Source organism: Mycobacterium sp. UM_CSW, from assembly GCF_000455205.1.
Taxonomy (GTDB): domain Bacteria; phylum Actinomycetota; class Actinomycetes; order Mycobacteriales; family Mycobacteriaceae; genus Mycobacterium.
Map to the genome: position 1 here is coordinate 99,941 of NZ_AUWQ01000012.1, position 16,425 is coordinate 116,365.

Consider the following 16,425-nt stretch of genomic DNA (forward strand, 5'->3'; position numbering starts at 1 on the left):
AGTCCCCCTAGATCTTGATGGTGCAGTCTCCGGATGCCGTGGAGATGCAGGTTTGAATGCGGTCGCCGGCGCCGTGCTCGGTCCCCGACCGGAAGTCGCGCACGTGCCCGGCCTCCAGCGGCAACACACACGTCTGGCAGATGCCCATCCGGCACCCGAACGGCATTTGGATGCCCACCTGTTCGCCGGCCTCCATAATCGATGTGGCGCCGTCGATTTCGACCGTCTTGTCGGAGGTGGCGAAGGTGACCGTTCCGCCTTCCCCGCCCTTGTCCGTGGCGGCGATGGTGAATCGCTCCATGTGCAGCTGGTCGCTGCAGTCGGCGCCTTTCCACGTCTCTTCGGCGGCGTCCAACAAGGAGTTCGGACCGCACACCCAGGCTGGGCGGTCCTGCCAGTCGGGCACGATGTCGGCGAGGTCGTCGAATTCGAAGTGACCCTGAGTTTTGGTGAGCTGCAGGTGAAGTCGATATGCCGGCTGGGCCTTTTCCAGCTCGCGCAGCTCGTCGTGGAAGATCACGTCGTCGGCGCTCGGCGCCGAGTGGATGTGCACGATGTCCGCCTGCTGTCCGCGCGACTTGAGCGTGCGCAGCATGGCCATCACCGGGGTGATGCCACTGCCGGCGGTGATGAACAGGATCTTGGCCGGCGCCGGGTCGGGCAGCGCGAAGTCTCCCTTGGGTGAGGCCAGGCGCACGATGGTGCCCGGCTTGACGCCATTGACCAGGTGCGTCGAGAGAAAGCCCTCGGGGGTGGCCTTGACGGTGATGGTGATGTTCTTGTTGTCGCGGCGCGGGATCGACGTCAACGAATAGGAGCGCCAGTGCCACCGGCCGTCGATCCGCAGGCCGATGCCGACATACTGGCCCGGCTTGTACCGCCCCGAGAATCCCCAGCCGGGCTTGATCGTGACGGTCGCCGAGTCGGCGGTTTCCGGTCGAACGTCGACGATGAGGCCGCGCAACTCGCGCGCCGACCATAGCGGGTTGAGCAGCTTGAGGTAATCGTCGGGCAGTAGCGGGGTGGTCGCCCGGGCGGCCAGCCCCCGCGGCACGTTGACCCAGGATTTGGCGGTCTGCACGCCCTTCGCGGGCGCCGTGCTCCATCGAGTGAGGCTGCGAAGCGGAGAAACCATAAGTCATCCCAGCGGTCTGATCGGGGTTTTACGTGGGCCGGTCGGCTCACGCTTCCCTATCGGCTTCCCGGCCGCCGCGTTCGATAAACACGTGTTCGCTGACCCGATTTGCGGCCGCCACCCGATGTACCTTGAAAATGGCGTTCTAGCTGCGCATTCAAGATATCGCGCATGGATCTGCGCGCCATTGAACACAGGGTCAATTTGTGAACACGCGTAAGTCCCGTCACGGGGTTACGATCAGCTCCAAATCCGTTGGAACAAAGGTGTTTTCATGGCAGAGCCGCCGACCTACCTGATCACGGGCGCCGGCGGCGGGGTGGCGGGCATCAGCCCGCAGGTCGTGACTCGGCTGCTCAGCCTGGGCGCTGCCGTCCGCGCGATGGTGCACCGCGACGACGCCCGCGCCGACGCGCTCCGCGCGCAGGGCGCCGAGGTGATCGCCGGGGACCTGACCAATCCGGTCGACGTCTTCGCGGCGATGTCGGGCGTCACCCGGATGTTCTTCAACATGAGCGTCTCCCTGGATTATCTGCAGGCCACCACGGTGGTGTGCGTGGCGGCGGAGGAACTCGGCGGCCTGGAAGTGTTGGTCAACATGTCGCAGATGACGGTCTCCCAGATGACCGCCACCAGCACGGCGGAATCCAAGCACCAACGCCTACATTGGCTCGCCGAGCGCGTCATCAATTGGTCGGGCGTCCCGGCGGTGCACGTCCGGCCGACCGTCCTGCTGGAAAACCCGCTCTTCGGGATGTTGGCGGCCCGCTCGATCCGCGAGACGGGACAACTGTCGCTGCCGTTCGGAAACGGGCGCACCTCCCCCGTCGCCTCGGCCGACGTCGCCGACGTCATCACCGCCATACTTGTAGAACCACGGGTCCATCTTGGCGCAGTCTACGAATTGACCGGTCCCGCAACGCTTTCCGTCGACGAACTCGCCGAGGAATACTCGCGGGCCCTGAGCCGAACCGTCAGCGCCGTCCGGCCGTCCGACGACGAGTGGCTGCGCGAGCTCGGCGAACTGGGGATGCCGCCGCACGTGGAGCAACACATCGCCACCATGGCGCGACTGCACCGCGAGGACCGCTACAACCGGTCGACCGACGATGTCGAACGCCTCATCGGCCGTCCCGCGGAGACGGTGCGGCACTACGTCGAACGGCACCGCGAACTGTTCGGGTGATCAATCGCCGTCTACGGCCAGGTCGGCTTCGGACTCTTTTCGCTTCAGCTGGGCCAGCTTTCGATCCTCGGCTGCCGCCTGGCGATGGCGGGACGCGGATTTGCGGTGCACCTCCGAGTCGGACACGCCTTGTGCGACGGTCACGTCTTGCACCTGCGCGACTCGCTCGTGCTGGCGCGCGGACTCCTCGAAGCTGCGGGCCGCCGACAGGCCTGCCAGGGCGGCCCGTTCGCGAGCCGCGGCGGCCCGGGTTTCCGCGCGGTCGATGGCTTGGTCGAATGGGTCCTGTCCGGTGGCCATGACGCGCCTTCCTAATTGCGGTTCAACGCGGTTACCCGCGGAGTGGGCAACGAAACGCGGGGCGTTTGGCGCCGGCGACTATCGACATCGCCCGTCCGACTTATCCGGTCAGGAAGACAAGCCGGAACTTACCGATCTGCACTTGATCGTTGTTGGCCAGCACCGCGGAGTCCACCGGCTGACGGTTGACGTATGTGCCATTGAGGCTCCCGACGTCGGCGACGGTCCAGCTACCGTCCTCTGCCAGGCGAAACTCGGCATGACGACGGCTCACCGTGATGTCGTCCAGCAGAATCTCGCTGTCGGGATGGCGTCCCGCCGAGGTGACTGGCTGATCGAGCAAGAACCGAGAACCGGCATTCGGGCCGCGCTTCACGACCAGCAGTGCCGATCCGCTCGGCAACGCTTCGACGGTTTCCGCCACCGTAGCGGTCGAACCGTCATCAGATTCATCGAGGAAGTCGTCGCCAAAGTCGGCAGTGGTCTCGCCAGCTGCTTCAGTGAGGTTCCGGTCGTCGTCGCGGTTCACCTGCCGGTTCCACCGCCCGGCACTCTGGCCTGATTTGCACGATGCCAGCCCACCTGGGCGGCTCCTTTTACCTAAATGCTCGGGCACGCTCACGTGCCCAACAGTCAAGAAGAAGTACCCAGATTGGGATGGTCTTATGCCCTGGGGCAGCCAAGGGAGTTAAGCCAACCCGTCTAGCCAGTAACCGTTATTTGGCGCGTGAACATCGGTGCGGGCGGAGGGACTCGAACCCTCAAGCTCTTTCGAGCAATGGCACCTAAAACCATCGCGTCTGCCAATTTCGCCACGCCCGCAGCGGAGCCGATCGTACCGCGCGGCTTCGATGAATTCGTCGGGCCCAAATCGTGAGCGGTACGTTCAAGGGGTGCCGACTACCCGCCGTCGCAGGCCCGCGCTGATCGCTTTGGTGATCGTCGCGGCGTGTGGCTGCCTGGCCCTGGGCTGGTGGCAGTGGACGAGATTCCAGTCGGTCTCTGGCACCTACCAGAACCTGGGCTACGCGCTGCAGTGGCCGCTGTTCGCCTGGTTCTGCGTCTACGCCTACCGCAAATTCGTGCGCTACGAGGAGGAGCCGCCGCAAGCGCACAACAGCGCCGAGATGACCGAGATCCCCGCGGGCCTGCTGCCCGAGCGGCCCAAGCCGGCGCCGCCACCGACCGACGATCCCGCGCTGCGGGAGTACAACGCCTACCTCGCCGAGCTCGCCCAGAAAGACGCCCAGAAGGAGAACAGGACCACCGCATGAGCACGCCCGAGACACCCGCGCCCGCCTTCCCCGTCGAGAAGATCCGCACCGCGTTGCTCGCGTACCGGGTGATGGCCTGGACGACGGGTCTCTGGCTCATCGCGCTGTGCTATGAGATCGTCTCGCACCTGGCGTTCCACCACGAGATCCGCTGGATCGAAGTGGTACACGGCTGGGTGTATTTCGCCTACGTGTTGGCGGCGTTCAACCTCGCGATCAAGGTGCGCTGGCCGATCGGCAAGACCATCGGCGTGCTGCTGTCCGGCACCATCCCACTGCTCGGCATCATCGTCGAGCACTTCCAAACGAAGGACGTCAAAGCGCGCTTCGGGCTTTGAGTCACATCTGCCTTTTTCATCTCTTCCGGCGGCGACACACTTTGTGCCCGCCTCATAGCGACTCCGGTTGACGGCCTGTCGCTATGAGGCGGGCAGAAAGTCAACCGCCCCGTTGCGGAGGCTGATGTGACCTATGTGATTACCGGCGCCGCTCAGGCGAGCGCCCCAAGCGCCGGCACCAGCAGCGCGAGCGCGCGACCGCGATGTGACACCGCATCCTTCTCCGCCGGGCTCAACTGCGCCGCGGTGCGGTCGCTGCCGTCGGGAACGAACACCGGATCGTAGCCGAACCCGCCGTCGCCGCGCGCCTCCCGCGCGATCGAGCCGGGCCACTCGCCGCGGACGACGACCTCCCCGGACGCGGAGACCAGCGCGCAGGCCGACACGAACGCCGCGCCGCGCCGGTCGTCGGGAACGTCACGCAACTGCGCCAGCAGCAGCGCGGTGTTGGCCGCGTCGTCGCCGTGGGTGCCAGACCAGCGCGCCGACAGCACGCCGGGCATCCCGTTCAACGCGGCCACCTCCAAGCCCGAGTCGTCGGCCACGCACGCCAGGCCCGTCGCGGCGAACCCGTCACGCGCCTTGGCCAGCGCGTTGTCCTCGAACGTCGCACCGGTTTCGGGGGCCTCCTCGAACGGCGCGACGTCGTCCAGCGAAACCAACGTCAAACGCGACAGACCCGCGCCGTCGAGCACGCGGCGCAGTTCCGCCAGCTTCTTGGGGTTGCGGCTGGCGACCAGCAGTCGGGTCATCACCATCTGACACGGTCAGCTGCCGAACGCCTTCGACGGGGTCGGTCCCTCGGGCAGCACCCCGGGGTACGGCAACGCCAGAGCCTCAATCTGGGCGGCGAACAACTTGTCGCATGCGGCCAGCGCCACGTCCAGCAGCTTGTCAAGCGTCGAGCGTGGGAACGTCGCCCCCTCGCCGGTCCCCTGGACCTCCACCAGGGTTCCGGTGTCGGTGGCCACGACGTTCATGTCCACCTCGGCGCGGGAGTCCTCGTCGTAGGGCAGGTCGACCCGAATCCGGCCGTCGACGACGCCTACGCTGACGGCCGCGATGGCACACGACAGCGGGCGCGGGTCCGAAAGCTTGCCCGCCGCCGACAGGTAGGTCACCGCGTCGGCCAGGGCAACGTAGGCGCCGGTGATGGCCGCGGTGCGGGTGCCGCCGTCGGCCTGCAACACGTCGCAGTCGACGGCAATCGTGTTCTCCCCCAATGCCCGCAGGTCGATGCACGCCCGCAGCGACCGGCCGATCAGCCGGCTGATCTCCTGAGTTCGCCCGGAAAGCCGGCCCTTGACCGATTCGCGGTCGGAGCGCGTGTGGGTGGCCGACGGCAGCATCGCGTACTCGGCGGTCAGCCAGCCCAGCCCCGATCCCTTGCGCCAGCGCGGCACCCCTTCGGTCACGCTGGCCGTGCACATGACCTTGGTGTGGCCGAATTCGATCAGTACCGAACCCGCCGGGTGGTCGGTGAATCCGCGGGTGATGACGACGGGGCGAAGCTCGTCGTCGAGGCGGCCGTCTTCTCGTTTGGACACCCAGTAACCCTAGCCAACGCCGGGTGGTCAGACCCTTTCGGAGCGGCGGACATCGAACGTCTCACCGCAGACCACCGCGTGTACGGGACCGTCGAACTCGGCCTTGGCCTCGGTGATCACGTCCTCGCGCGATGTCCACGGTGGGATGTGCGTCAGCAGCAGCTCGTGCACGCCGGCCTGCCGGGCAACCCGGCCGGCCTCCGTGCCGGACATGTGCAGCGCGGGCGGCCGATCCGCGGCGTGCGTCCAGGAGGCCTCGCAGAGGAAGACGTCCGCGCCGCGGGCCAGCTCGACCAGCTGATCGCAGAGGCCGGTGTCGCCGCTGTAGACGAACGACGCACCACTGGGGTCGGTGATCCGCAAGCCGTACGACTCGGTGGGGTGTGCCACCACACGCGGTGTCACCGTAACCGCGCCGAACGTCACCGGCTCGCCGTCGACCCAGTGACGTACGTCGAAAATGTCGGAGCAGTCGTCGATCTCGCCGCCGTATGGCGATGAGGCGGCGCCCAGCCGGGACCAGGTGTCGCCGGGGCCGTACAGCAGCGCCTTGCCGAGCGGCTTCGACGGATGGTAGCGGCGCCACACGAACAGGCCCGGCACGTCCAGGCAGTGATCGGCGTGCAGGTGTGACAACAACACGTGCACCGAACCGGGATCGGCGTAGCGCTGCAGCGCGCCCAAAACACCGCCGCCGAAGTCGAGTACCAGCGGCGGGGTATCCGGTGCCCGAAGCAGATAACCCGATGCAGGCGAATCCGGACCGGTCACGCTGCCCGAGCAGCCGAGCACGGTTATTCGCACGGACACTACTGTGCCATGCCCGATGGGGCGATGGAGAAAACATGGCCGCTTTGGTGTGACCAGAATCTCCCGGCGCGCTAGCGGGCGCGGGTTTGATGCACCGGTTGCACGCCGGTCACGGCGGGACCCAGAAACCGCGCGGCCAGTTTGGTGAAGGCCTCGGGGTCGCCGGTGGCCTCGAAGACCCTCGTGGCGGGCGGCGCGTCATGGGGGCGCAGCAGGTCCGTTTCGGTGAGCACCCGCAGCACCTCCTTGGCGGTTTCCTCGGCGCTGGACACCAGCGTGACGTTCTCGCCCATCGCCAGTTGGATCAGCCCGGACAGCAGCGGGTAGTGGGTGCATCCGAGCACGAGGGTGTCCACCTGCGCGCGCTGCAGCGGCTCCAGGTAGCCCTCGGCGAGCCCGAGCACCTGGCGCCCGCTGGTCACCCCGCGCTCGACGAAGTCGACGAACCGCGGGCAGGCCACCGCGGTGATCTCTGTGTCCCGGGCGGCGGCGAACGCGTCCTGGTAGGCGTGCGAGTTGATGGTCGCCCGGGTGCCGATGACGCCGATGCGCCCGTTGCGGGTGGTGGCGACCGCGCGCCGCACCGCCGGCAGGATCACCTCGACGACGGGCACGTCGTAGCGCTCCCGGGCGTCGCGCAGGCAGGCCGCCGACGCCGTGTTGCAGGCGATCACCAGCGCCTTGACGCCGCGGTCGACCAGGTCGTCACCGATGGCCAGCGCGTGCGCGCGCACCTCCGAAATGGAGAGCGGGCCGTACGGACCGTTGGCCGTGTCGCCGACGTAGATCATGTCCTCGTCGGGCAGCTGGTCGATGATGGCCCGCGCGACGGTCAGTCCCCCGACGCCGGAGTCGAAGACCCCGACGGGCGCCAACGGCGAACTCATGTCTTGGTCCGCCGCGCGCCGGCTTTCTTTTCGCGGGCCTTGCGCTCCGGGGCGGAGAGCAGATAGGCCGCCACCACGCCGGCGACCGCACCGCTCAGATGGCCCTGCCAGGACACCCCGCCGCACTGGTGGAGCACGGGCATCGCGCCGAGCAGCACGCCGCCGTAGGCGAACAACACCACCAACCCGATGACGATGTCGGTGAACTTGCGCACGAATATCCCGAAGACCAGCAAAAACGTCAGCCAGCCGAAGATGAGGCCGGACGCCCCGATGTGATCCGTCGGCCCGCAAGCGCTCCCCACGTTGCCGATCAGCCAGGTGCCGAAGCCGCCCAAAACCCAGACGATCACCGTGGCCCAGACGAAGCGCGACAATCCCGCCAGCGTCATCAGGAAGCCGAGCACCAGCAGCGGCACCGTGTTGGCCATCAGGTGCTGCCAGTTGGCGTGCAGAACAGGCGCGAAGATGATGCCCCAGAGGCCGTCGGTGGTCAGCGGCCTGATGCCGTTGGAATCCAGCCGGCCGCCCATCAGCTGGTCGATCAGCTCGACCAGATACAGCAGCGCCACGAAGGTGAGGATGGTGGCCCCGCCGACGACCCACTGGGGTCGTTTTTTCGACTTGGTTGCTGGTGTGCGCGGATGTCCCTGAGTCATGCGCGCCGCTCTCCCCCGCAAGCGGGAGGTGCCCCCACCTCATCGCCTCTTATATCGTCGCGGCGCGGGATCATGCCCATAGCTGCCCTTCTAGAGCGTTCTCGGCATGGTCCAGGCTACCGGCATGGGCACCGGTTGATGTCGGTGCGGCTCGGGTAGGTCACGGTTTCCTTCAGGCGAATGCGCCGGGCAACACGTCGCGGTAGGTCGGTATTCCGGCGACCGACTCGGCGGCAAACACCCCGGCCAGCACCGCGCGGGCCAGGCAGTCGGCCGCGGCCGCACCGACCTCGGTGACCAGCCCCGTCTCGGGCAGGAAAGAGGCGGGCGGCGGCTTCGAAGCGACGGCCGGGGCCACCTCGACCGCCCCCGTCGCGAGCGCAAAAACCGTATCGCCGTCCACCGGGGTGTGCGCCGGGCGGATGGTCCGGGCCAGGCCGTCCTGGGCGGCGATCGCGACGCGCCGGCACGCGGCCGGGCTCAACGCGGCGTCGGTCGCGACTACGGCGACGGTGGTGTTCAGCGGGTGCTCGGGGCTCAGCGGCGACGGCAACTGCGCGAACGCGTCGATCTGCTCGGCCGGCGGTGGCGTCAGCGCGAACTCCCGTATCAGGTCCGCCATCCACGGCAGGCCGGTCGCCCGGTCCGCGACCTCGCCGGCGCAGTTCACCACGACCACGGCGCCGACGGTGACCCCGGACGGTAACGTCGCCGAGGCCGACCCCACGCCGCCCTTGAGCACCCCGGCCCGCGCGCCGACCCCCGCGCCGACGGTCCCGACGGCCACCTCGCCGACCCCGGCGGCCGCGCAGGCCGCATACCCGAAGTCGGCCGTCGGCCGGCGGTCCCAGCCGCCGACTGGCAGGTCGAAGATCACCGCTCCCGGCACGATGGGGACGACGCCGCCGTCCATGGCCACGCCGCGCTCGTTCTCCTCGAGCCAGCGCATGACGCCATCGGCGGCGGCCAGGCCGTAGGCGCTGCCGCCGGCGAGCAACACCGCGTCGACGAACCGCACGGTGTTGGCCGGATCCAGCAGATCGGTCTCCCGGGTCCCGGGCGCGCCCCCGCGGCAATCGACGCCGCAGACCGTCCCGGGCGGCGTCAGCACGACCGTCACGCCGCAGGCCCACCCGGCGCCCAGCGACGCGTCGGGGTCGAGTCGCTGGTAGTGGCCGACACGGATGCCCGCGACGTCGGTGATGCCGTTCATCCGGCCGTCATCCACATCATCGGCGCCCCATCAAGGCCAAAACCAGATACTCCTGCAGGACGGTCAGCCACTGATAGACGTCGAAGTGCACGGCCAGCGGATGGTCGGCCGGCAGGCGCTCCGGGCCCTCCGGCCCGATCTCGAGCATGACCCCCAACGTCAGCCGGAGGTCGTTGACCGCCGCGATCCAGGCGTTCGCGTCGTCCTCGGTCAGCTCGAAGCGGCCGCCATCGCCCGGAATGGTGTCCAGGACCCGTTGCGCCGCAGCGCGTTTGGCCGCGATGATCTCCGGCTCGTGCAGACTGCGCAGCGCGGCGTTGAGGCCATCGGGCGTTTGATCGGCCGCTTGGTCGCCGAGTTCGTCGGGATTGTGGAAATCCGGCAGCAGCCGACGCAGCGTCGGGTCACGTGGCGGTTCGGCATGGCCGGTCTTGATTCCGGTGATCTCCTCGAGTTCGTCTGTGGGCGAGGAAGATTCGCGCTCGTCGAGCAGGCCGATCATCGCGCTCATCAGGTTGTTGAGCAGGGCGGCCTCATGAGCGGCCAAGGCGGACCGAAAACGGGGACCGTTGGCGGTCTCGACGCGCTTCCATTTGCGCACAAGGAGTCCCGGACTACCTGGAACCTCACCGGTCCTGCTGCAACGTCGCCCACAAACCGGCGGCGTGCAGCTTGGACACGTCGACTTCCATGGATTCTCGGCTGCCCGCCGACACCACCGCCTTGCCCTCGTTGTGCACCTGCAGCATCAGCTTGGTGGCGTGCGGCTCGCTGTAGCCGAACAACTTTTGGAAGACGTACGTCACATAGGTCATCAGGTTGACCGGGTCATCCCACACGATGGTGACCCACGGGCTGGCCGTGACGTCCACCGGAGCCGACTCGCGTTGCCCGGTAGTGCCCGGTTTCGTGGGCGCTGACGCAACAACCATGGCCCCTACGATACCGAGACACACCCCCGTCGCCGCCAGCCGTTACCGTTGCGGAATGAACCAGCCGGTCCTAGCCGGGCTACTGACCGACAAGTACGAGTTGACCATGCTGGCGGCGGCGCTGCGCGACGGCACCGCCCACCGCCGGACCACGTTCGAACTGTTTGCCCGCCGGCTCCCCGACGGGCGCCGCTACGGCGTGGTCGCCGGGACCGGCCGGCTCCTGGAAGCGTTGCCGCAGTTCAGGTTCGACGACGACGCCTGCGAATTGCTGGCCCGATTCCTCGACCCGGACACCGTGGCTTACCTGCGCGATTTCCGGTTCGGCGGCGATATCGACGGTTACGCCGAAGGCGAGCTGTACTTCCCCGGATCGCCGGTGCTTTCGGTGCACGGCAGCTTCGCCGAATGCGTCGTTCTCGAGACGTTGGCGCTGTCGATCTTTAACCACGACACGGCGATCGCCTCGGCGGCGGCGCGCATGGTCAGCGCTGCCGGGGATCGCCCGCTGGTCGAGATGGGGTCGCGCCGAACCCACGAACACGCGGCGGTCGCCGCGGCCCGCGCCGCCTACATCGCCGGCTTCGCCGCGTCCTCCAACCTGGAGGCGCAGCGCCGATACGGCATTCCCGCCGAGGGCACCTCCGCGCACGCGTTCACCATGCTGCACACGCATCGCGACGGCCCGGACGAGGTCGCGGCTTTTCGCGCCCAGGTCGACGCGCTGGGCGCCGGCACCACGCTGCTGGTGGACACCTACGACGTGACGACCGGCGTGGCCAACGCGGTGGCCGCCGCCGGCACCGGGCTCGGCGCCGTCCGCATCGACTCCGGTGAGCTCGGGGTGCTCGCCCGGCAGGTGCGCGACCAGCTCGACGGGCTGGGAGCCACCCAAACCCGCATCGTGGTGTCCGGCGATCTCGACGAGTTCAGCATCGCCGCGCTGCGCGCCGAGCCGGTCGACAGCTATGGCGTCGGCACGTCGCTGGTCACCGGCTCGGGCGCGCCGACCGCGAGCATGGTCTACAAGCTGGTCGAGGTGGACGGCATGCCCGTGCAAAAGCGAAGCAGCCACAAGGAATCCCACGGCGGCCGCAAACAGGCGCTGCGCCTGGCACGTCCAACCGGCACGATCACCGAGGAGGTGGTCTATCCGGCGGGCCGCCCCCCGGAGACCACCGAGCCGTGTCGGGCGGTGACGACGCCGCTCGTCCGCGGCGGCGAGGCGGTGTTCGACGCGGACCTGGCGGCGGCGCGGCAGCTGGTGGCCTCGGGCCTGCGCAGCCTGCCGTGGGAGGGGTTGAACCTCTCGCACGGCGAGCCCGCGATCCCGACGACGCAGATCCGGGCCTGAGAGCGAAGGCGATGACCACGCCTGAGGTGTCCGTGTCCGGGTTGCTCGCCGTGGCCGTGGCCGCGCTCGGCGGCAGCGAGCGCCCCGGGCAGGTCGAGATGGCCGGCGCGGTCGAGCGGGCCTTCGAGACCGGCGAGCACCTGGTCGTGCAGGCCGGCACGGGCACCGGCAAGTCGCTGGCCTACCTGGTTCCCGCGATCGTCCGCGCGGTCACTGACGAGGCGCCGGTCGTCGTGTCGACCGCGACGATTGCGCTGCAGCGTCAGCTCGTCGACCGTGACCTGCCCCGGCTGGCCGACTCGCTCGCCGATGCGCTGCCGCGCCGGCCCCGCTTCGCGCTGTTGAAGGGCCGGCGAAACTACTTGTGCCTGAACAAGATCCATAACGGCGCAGCGACCGGCGAGTCGGACGACGAGCGGCCCCAGGAAGAGCTCTTCGATCCCGTGGCGGTCAGCGCGCTGGGCCGCGACGTGCAACGCCTCACCGCCTGGGCGTCGGCGACCGATTCGGGTGACCGCGACGACCTGAAGCCCGGCGTGCCGGACCGATCCTGGTCTCAGGTCAGCGTCTCGGCGCGGGAATGCCTGGGCGTGGCGCGCTGCCCCTTCGGCGCCGAGTGCTTCTCCGAGCGGGCACGCGCGGAGGCCGGCCGGGCCGATGTCGTCGTCACCAATCACGCCCTGCTGGCCATCGACGCCGTCGCGGAATCGGCGGTGCTGCCGGAGCACGCGTTGCTGGTGGTCGACGAGGCGCACGAACTCGTCGATCGGGTGACGTCCGTGGCCACCGCCGAGCTGACGTCGGCCGGCCTCGGCGTCGCCGCGCGCCGGATCACCCGGCTGGTGGAACCCGAACTGGTGCAACGGCTGGAGGCGACGACCGCCAGCTTCGCGGCGGCCATCCACGAGGGCACGCCGGGCCGCATCGACCGCCTCGACGACGAGATGGCGACCTACCTGACGGCGCTGCGCGACGTGGCCACCGCGGCGCGCTCGGCGATCGACACCACCAGCGACAGCAAGGCGGCGTCGGCGCGCGCCGAAGCCGTTGCGGCACTGAGCGAAATCTCCGACACCGCGTCGCGGATCCTCACGTCGTTCACCCCGCCGATCCCGGATCGCAGCGACGTGGTCTGGCTCGACCACGAGGACAACCGGGGCTCGGTGCGGCCGGTGCTGCGGGTGGCGCCGCTGTCGGTCGCCGGCTTGCTGCGCACCGAGGTGTTCTCGCGCTCGACGACGGTGTTGACGTCGGCGACGCTGGCAATCGGCGGGTCCTTCGATGCGATGGCCGCCGCCTGGGGCCTGGCCGGCGGGGAGGGCGACGCCCCTTGGCGCGGCCTGGATGTCGGGTCTCCGTTCGACCACGCCAAGGCCGGAATACTCTACGTGGCCGCCCATCTGCCGCCGCCGGGCCGGGACGGCACCGGCTCGGCAGAGCAGCTGAACGAGATCGCGGAGCTGATCACCGCCGCGGGCGGGCGCACCCTGGGCCTGTTCTCGTCGATGCGGGCCGCCCGGGCCGCCGCCGAGGCCATGCGCGGGCGGCTGTCGACGCCGGTGTTGTGCCAGGGCGACGACAGCACCTCGGCGCTGGTCGAGCAGTTCAGCGCCGACGAGGAGACCTCCCTGTTCGGCACGCTGTCGCTATGGCAGGGCGTCGACGTGCCGGGGCCGTCGCTGTCGCTGGTACTGATCGACCGCATCCCGTTCCCGCGGCCCGACGACCCGCTGCTGGGCGCGCGGCAGCGCGCGGTGGCCGCGCGCGGCGGCAACGGCTTCATGGCCGTCGCCGCCAACCATGCCGCGCTGCTGCTGGCCCAGGGGTCGGGCCGGCTGCTGCGTCGCGTCACCGACCGCGGCGTGGTCGCGGTCCTCGACTCGCGGATGGTTACCGCCGGCTACGGCGGCTACCTGCGGGCGTCGCTGCCGCCGTTCTGGCAGACCACCAATCCGGCGCAGGTCCGCGCCGCGCTGGAGCGGCTGCGCGCACCCGCGGCTAGCGGGCCAGGGTGACGAGACCGAGCTCGTTGCTGGCCGCGAGCATGGGGTTGTTGGGCAGCACCCGCACCGTGTATCCGACCGCTCCGGCGAGCGGCAGCGGCGTTGTCGTCGAGAAGACCTGGTTGCCGCCCTCGGCGGTGCCGGTGTAGGACATCTCGACGGTGACCGGGTCCAGCAGCGCGTCGCCGGTGTCCACCCTGCCCACCAGCGCCTGGACCGTTACCTCGTCGGGCGCCAGCCCGTCCAGCTGCACGGTCGCAGTCAGCGTCAGCTTGGAGCCGAGCACCGGGGTGTCCGGCAGGCCGGTGCTGTCGACGTCGGTGATCGTGATCTTGGGCCATGCCTCGTGGGCGCGCCGGCGATAGACGGCCAGCTCGCGCGCCGCGTCGAATTCCGCGCCGCCGTCTTCGGCCGCCGTGGTTCTGCGCAGCGATTCCGCCGCGGGCGTGTAGTACTGCTCGACGTAGTCGCGGACCATGCGGGAAGCCAACACCTTCGGGCCGAGGGTCTGCAGGGTGTGGCGCACCATCTCGATCCACCGCGGCGGGACCCCGTGTTCGTCGCGCTCGTAGAACTTCGGCGCGACCGACTGCTCCAGCAGGTTGTACAGCGCGGTGGATTCCAGGTCGTCGCGGCGGGACTCGTCGGCCACGCCGTCGGCGGTCGGTATCTCCCAACCGTTTTCGCCGTCGTACCACTCGTCCCACCAGCCGTCGCGGATGGACAGGTTCAGCCCGCCGTTGAGCGCGCTCTTCATTCCCGAAGTGCCGCAAGCCTCCAGGGGGCGCAACGGGTTGTTCAGCCAGACGTCGCAACCCCAATACAGCAGTCTGGCCATCGACATGTCGTAGTCCGGCAGAAACGCGATGCGGTGCCGCACCTCCGGCCGGTCGGCGAAGCGCACCACCTGCTGGATCAGCGCCTTGCCGCCGTCGTCGGCCGGGTGCGATTTGCCGGCAACGATCAGCTGGATCGGCCTTTCCTTGTCGAGCAGCAGTTGTTCCAGCCGATCCGGATCGCGCAGCATCAGCGTCAGCCGCTTGTAGGTCGGCACCCGCCGGGCAAACCCGACGGTGAGCACGTCGGGGTCGAAAGCCTTTGCAATCCAACCCAATTCGGCATCCGGGGCGCCCCGTTCCTGCCACGAGCGGCGCAACCGCCGCCGGACATCCTCGACCAGCAGCGACCGCAGTTGCGAGCGAATCCACCACAGGTGACCGGGGTCGACCTCCTGGAGTCGCAGCCACACGCCCGGATCGCCGAACGAATCCGACCCGGCCAGCTCGCGCCCCAGCTGCAACCATTGCGGCGCCGCCCAGGTACGGGCGTGAACGCCGTTGGTGATCGAGCCGATCGGCACCTCGGCCGAATCGAATCCCGGCCACAGCTCGTTGAACATCGCCCGGCTGACCCGCCCGTGCAACAACGAGACACCGTTGGCTCGTTGCGCCAGCCGCAGTCCCATGTGGGCCATGTTGAACTTGGTGGGATCGTCCTCGGCGCCGAGCTCGAGGATCCGGGCAGTCGGCACGCCCGGCAGCAGGGTGGGCGCGCCTTTGGCCTTACCGTCCCCGTCCGGGCCGTCGCCCAGGCCGTCGTCGAAATACAGCCGCACCATGTCGACCGGGAATCGGTCGATGCCGGCGGGTACCGGCGTGTGGGTGGTGAACACCGTGGCCGACCGGACGACGGTCAGCGCGGTGTCGAAGTCCAGTCCCGAATCGGTGATCAGCTCGCGGATGCGTTCGGTCCCGAGGAAGCCGGCGTGCCCCTCGTTCATGTGCCACACCTCGGGGGCGGGCAGCCCCTCGATCGCGGTGAACGCACGGATCGCCCGCACCCCGCCGATGCCGGCCAGGATCTCTTGGCGCATCCGGTGCTCCTGGTCGCCGCCGTAGAGCCGATCGGTCACGCCGCGCAGTTCGTGCTCGTTCTCGGGGACGTCGGAGTCCAGCAGCAGCAGCGGAACCCTTCCCACCTGCGCGACCCAGACCCGCGCCCGCAGCTGCGCCGAGTCGGGCAGCGTCAGCTCCACCAGCACCGGATTGCGCGCGGAGTCGGTGAGCAGCCGCAGCGGCAGCCCCTGCGGGTCCAGCGCCGGATAGGTCTCGTGCTGCCAGCCGTCCGCGGTGAGCGACTGCCGGAAGTAGCCGGAGCGGTAGTAGAGGCCCACCGCGATCAACGGGACGCCCAGATCGGACGCGGACTTCAGGTGGTCTCCGGCGAGGATCCCCAGGCCGCCCGAATAGTTGGGTAGCACCTCGGCGACGCCGAACTCCATCGAGAAGTAGGCGATCGCGGCCGGCATTGCGGCACCGGCATGCTGGCGCTGCTGATACCAGAGCGGGCGGCTCAAGTAATCGTTCAGGTCGGCGGAAAGCGCGTCGAGCCGGCCCAGGAATCCTTCGTCGAGCGCCAACTCGTCCAACCGCGACGGGCTCACCGCACCGAGCAGCGCCACCGGATCGCAGCCGCAGCGCGCCCACAGCTCCGCGTCGATGGTCGCGAACAGATCCTGGGTGGGCTTGTTCCACGACCACCGCAGGTTGGTCGAAAGCTGATCCAGCGCGGCGAGACGCTCGGGCAAATGAGCACGGACCGTAAAGCGGCGAAGGGCTTTCACACGTCATTACCTTACTGAGGATTTCGCCGCTCGCAGGTCCAGCGAGTGCTCGTTCGTATTCGCCGGTGTGTGATCGCCCACTAGGCTGGGTATCGGTTAGTGATGGGGCCGCAACGATGCGGTTCCGTTAGATGAAGTCCCACGGCAGGAAGTCTCTGAGAGGC

Annotated in this window: 17 protein-coding genes and 1 tRNA gene; 5 read left to right on the forward strand and 13 right to left on the reverse strand. The window is 68.9% G+C overall.

Going from position 1 to position 16,425, the window contains the following annotated elements:
- Positions 1-7: 7 nt before the first annotated feature.
- Positions 8-1,135: a ferredoxin reductase gene (locus tag N415_RS05295; protein WP_068177905.1), complete on the reverse strand. Its 1,128-nt coding sequence runs from the start codon at positions 1,133-1,135 to the stop codon at positions 8-10.
- Positions 1,136-1,409: 274 nt separating this feature from the next.
- Between N415_RS05295 and N415_RS05300 the strand changes: the two genes are divergently transcribed.
- Positions 1,410-2,321 (forward strand): NAD(P)H-binding protein, encoded by a 912-nt coding sequence (locus N415_RS05300; RefSeq protein WP_068177907.1) that lies wholly within the window; start codon positions 1,410-1,412, stop codon positions 2,319-2,321.
- Here N415_RS05300 and N415_RS05305 read toward each other — a convergent pair whose 3' ends face one another.
- From N415_RS05305 to N415_RS05315, 3 genes are all read right to left on the reverse strand, one after another.
- Entirely contained in the window at positions 2,322-2,621 is a 300-nt protein-coding gene (locus tag N415_RS05305) for a hypothetical protein (protein ID WP_068177910.1), read from the reverse strand. It abuts the gene before it with no gap.
- A 100-nt stretch (positions 2,622-2,721) separates the two neighbouring features.
- A complete protein-coding gene (locus tag N415_RS05310; RefSeq protein ID WP_068177912.1) occupies positions 2,722-3,150 on the reverse strand; it encodes an FHA domain-containing protein in 429 nt (142 codons plus the stop codon).
- A 209-nt stretch (positions 3,151-3,359) separates the two neighbouring features.
- Positions 3,360-3,443, reverse strand: a tRNA-Leu gene (locus N415_RS05315).
- 71 nt (positions 3,444-3,514) lie between these two features.
- Here N415_RS05315 and N415_RS05320 point away from each other — a divergent pair.
- The gene (locus N415_RS05320) at positions 3,515-3,895 is read left to right on the forward strand and encodes a hypothetical protein (RefSeq protein WP_068177914.1); all 381 of its coding nucleotides are present in this window, start codon (positions 3,515-3,517) and stop codon (positions 3,893-3,895) included.
- Positions 3,892-4,233, forward strand: coding sequence for a DUF3817 domain-containing protein (locus tag N415_RS05325; protein WP_068134781.1), 342 nt, complete (start codon positions 3,892-3,894; stop codon positions 4,231-4,233). Before N415_RS05320 ends, N415_RS05325 begins: the two co-directional genes overlap by 4 nt.
- 152 nt (positions 4,234-4,385) lie before the next feature.
- On the opposite strand, the gene rdgB is transcribed toward N415_RS05325, so the two are convergent.
- From rdgB to clpS, 8 genes are all read right to left on the reverse strand, one after another.
- Positions 4,386-4,991 (reverse strand): RdgB/HAM1 family non-canonical purine NTP pyrophosphatase, encoded by a 606-nt coding sequence (gene rdgB / locus N415_RS05330; protein WP_239645452.1) that lies wholly within the window; start codon positions 4,989-4,991, stop codon positions 4,386-4,388.
- Positions 4,992-5,000: 9 nt separating this feature from the next.
- The gene (gene rph / locus N415_RS05335; protein WP_068177915.1) at positions 5,001-5,780 is read right to left on the reverse strand and encodes a ribonuclease PH; all 780 of its coding nucleotides are present in this window, start codon (positions 5,778-5,780) and stop codon (positions 5,001-5,003) included.
- 27 nt (positions 5,781-5,807) lie between these two features.
- Positions 5,808-6,590, reverse strand: a complete 783-nt coding sequence (locus tag N415_RS05340; RefSeq protein ID WP_068137154.1) for a cyclic nucleotide-degrading phosphodiesterase — start codon at positions 6,588-6,590, stop codon at positions 5,808-5,810.
- A gap of 71 nt (positions 6,591-6,661) precedes the next feature.
- Positions 6,662-7,477: a glutamate racemase gene (gene murI / locus N415_RS05345; RefSeq protein WP_068107585.1), complete on the reverse strand. Its 816-nt coding sequence runs from the start codon at positions 7,475-7,477 to the stop codon at positions 6,662-6,664.
- Entirely contained in the window at positions 7,474-8,136 is a 663-nt protein-coding gene (locus N415_RS05350; protein WP_068177917.1) for a rhomboid family intramembrane serine protease, read from the reverse strand. Before N415_RS05350 ends, murI begins: the two co-directional genes overlap by 4 nt.
- A gap of 172 nt (positions 8,137-8,308) precedes the next feature.
- Positions 8,309-9,349, reverse strand: a complete 1,041-nt coding sequence (locus N415_RS05355) for a P1 family peptidase (RefSeq protein WP_068178153.1) — start codon at positions 9,347-9,349, stop codon at positions 8,309-8,311.
- A 16-nt stretch (positions 9,350-9,365) separates the two neighbouring features.
- Positions 9,366-9,950 (reverse strand): DUF2017 domain-containing protein, encoded by a 585-nt coding sequence (locus tag N415_RS05360; protein ID WP_068177919.1) that lies wholly within the window; start codon positions 9,948-9,950, stop codon positions 9,366-9,368.
- 25 nt (positions 9,951-9,975) lie between these two features.
- On the reverse strand, positions 9,976-10,281 hold the full coding sequence (gene clpS, locus N415_RS05365) for an ATP-dependent Clp protease adapter ClpS (protein WP_066928670.1): 306 nt from the start codon (positions 10,279-10,281) through the stop codon (positions 9,976-9,978).
- 55 nt (positions 10,282-10,336) lie between these two features.
- Between clpS and N415_RS05370 the strand changes: the two genes are divergently transcribed.
- Both N415_RS05370 and N415_RS05375 read left to right on the forward strand, forming a co-directional pair.
- Entirely contained in the window at positions 10,337-11,635 is a 1,299-nt protein-coding gene (locus tag N415_RS05370; protein WP_068177921.1) for a nicotinate phosphoribosyltransferase, read from the forward strand.
- Positions 11,636-11,646: 11 nt separating this feature from the next.
- A complete protein-coding gene (locus tag N415_RS05375) occupies positions 11,647-13,650 on the forward strand; it encodes an ATP-dependent DNA helicase (protein WP_068177923.1) in 2,004 nt (667 codons plus the stop codon).
- Here the strand turns inward: N415_RS05375 and glgP are convergent.
- On the reverse strand, positions 13,634-16,261 hold the full coding sequence (gene glgP / locus N415_RS05380; RefSeq protein ID WP_068177925.1) for an alpha-glucan family phosphorylase: 2,628 nt from the start codon (positions 16,259-16,261) through the stop codon (positions 13,634-13,636). The two genes, N415_RS05375 and glgP, sit on opposite strands and share 17 nt — an antisense overlap.
- Positions 16,262-16,425: the final 164 nt, after the last annotated feature.

Coding starts and splice junctions, on each gene's coding strand:
- clpS (WP_066928670.1), bottom strand. CDS start 10,281: ATGGTTGTTGCGTCAGCGCCCACGAAACCGGGCACTACCGGGCAACGC.
- murI (WP_068107585.1), bottom strand. CDS start 7,477: ATGAGTTCGCCGTTGGCGCCCGTCGGGGTCTTCGACTCCGGCGTCGGG.
- N415_RS05350 (WP_068177917.1), bottom strand. CDS start 8,136: ATGACTCAGGGACATCCGCGCACACCAGCAACCAAGTCGAAAAAACGA.
- N415_RS05355 (WP_068178153.1), bottom strand. CDS start 9,349: ATGAACGGCATCACCGACGTCGCGGGCATCCGTGTCGGCCACTACCAG.
- N415_RS05370 (WP_068177921.1), top strand. CDS start 10,337: ATGAACCAGCCGGTCCTAGCCGGGCTACTGACCGACAAGTACGAGTTG.
- N415_RS05325 (WP_068134781.1), top strand. CDS start 3,892: ATGAGCACGCCCGAGACACCCGCGCCCGCCTTCCCCGTCGAGAAGATC.
- N415_RS05305 (WP_068177910.1), bottom strand. CDS start 2,621: ATGGCCACCGGACAGGACCCATTCGACCAAGCCATCGACCGCGCGGAA.
- N415_RS05375 (WP_068177923.1), top strand. CDS start 11,647: ATGACCACGCCTGAGGTGTCCGTGTCCGGGTTGCTCGCCGTGGCCGTG.
- N415_RS05300 (WP_068177907.1), top strand. CDS start 1,410: ATGGCAGAGCCGCCGACCTACCTGATCACGGGCGCCGGCGGCGGGGTG.
- rdgB (WP_239645452.1), bottom strand. CDS start 4,991: ATGGTGATGACCCGACTGCTGGTCGCCAGCCGCAACCCCAAGAAGCTG.
- N415_RS05295 (WP_068177905.1), bottom strand. CDS start 1,135: ATGGTTTCTCCGCTTCGCAGCCTCACTCGATGGAGCACGGCGCCCGCG.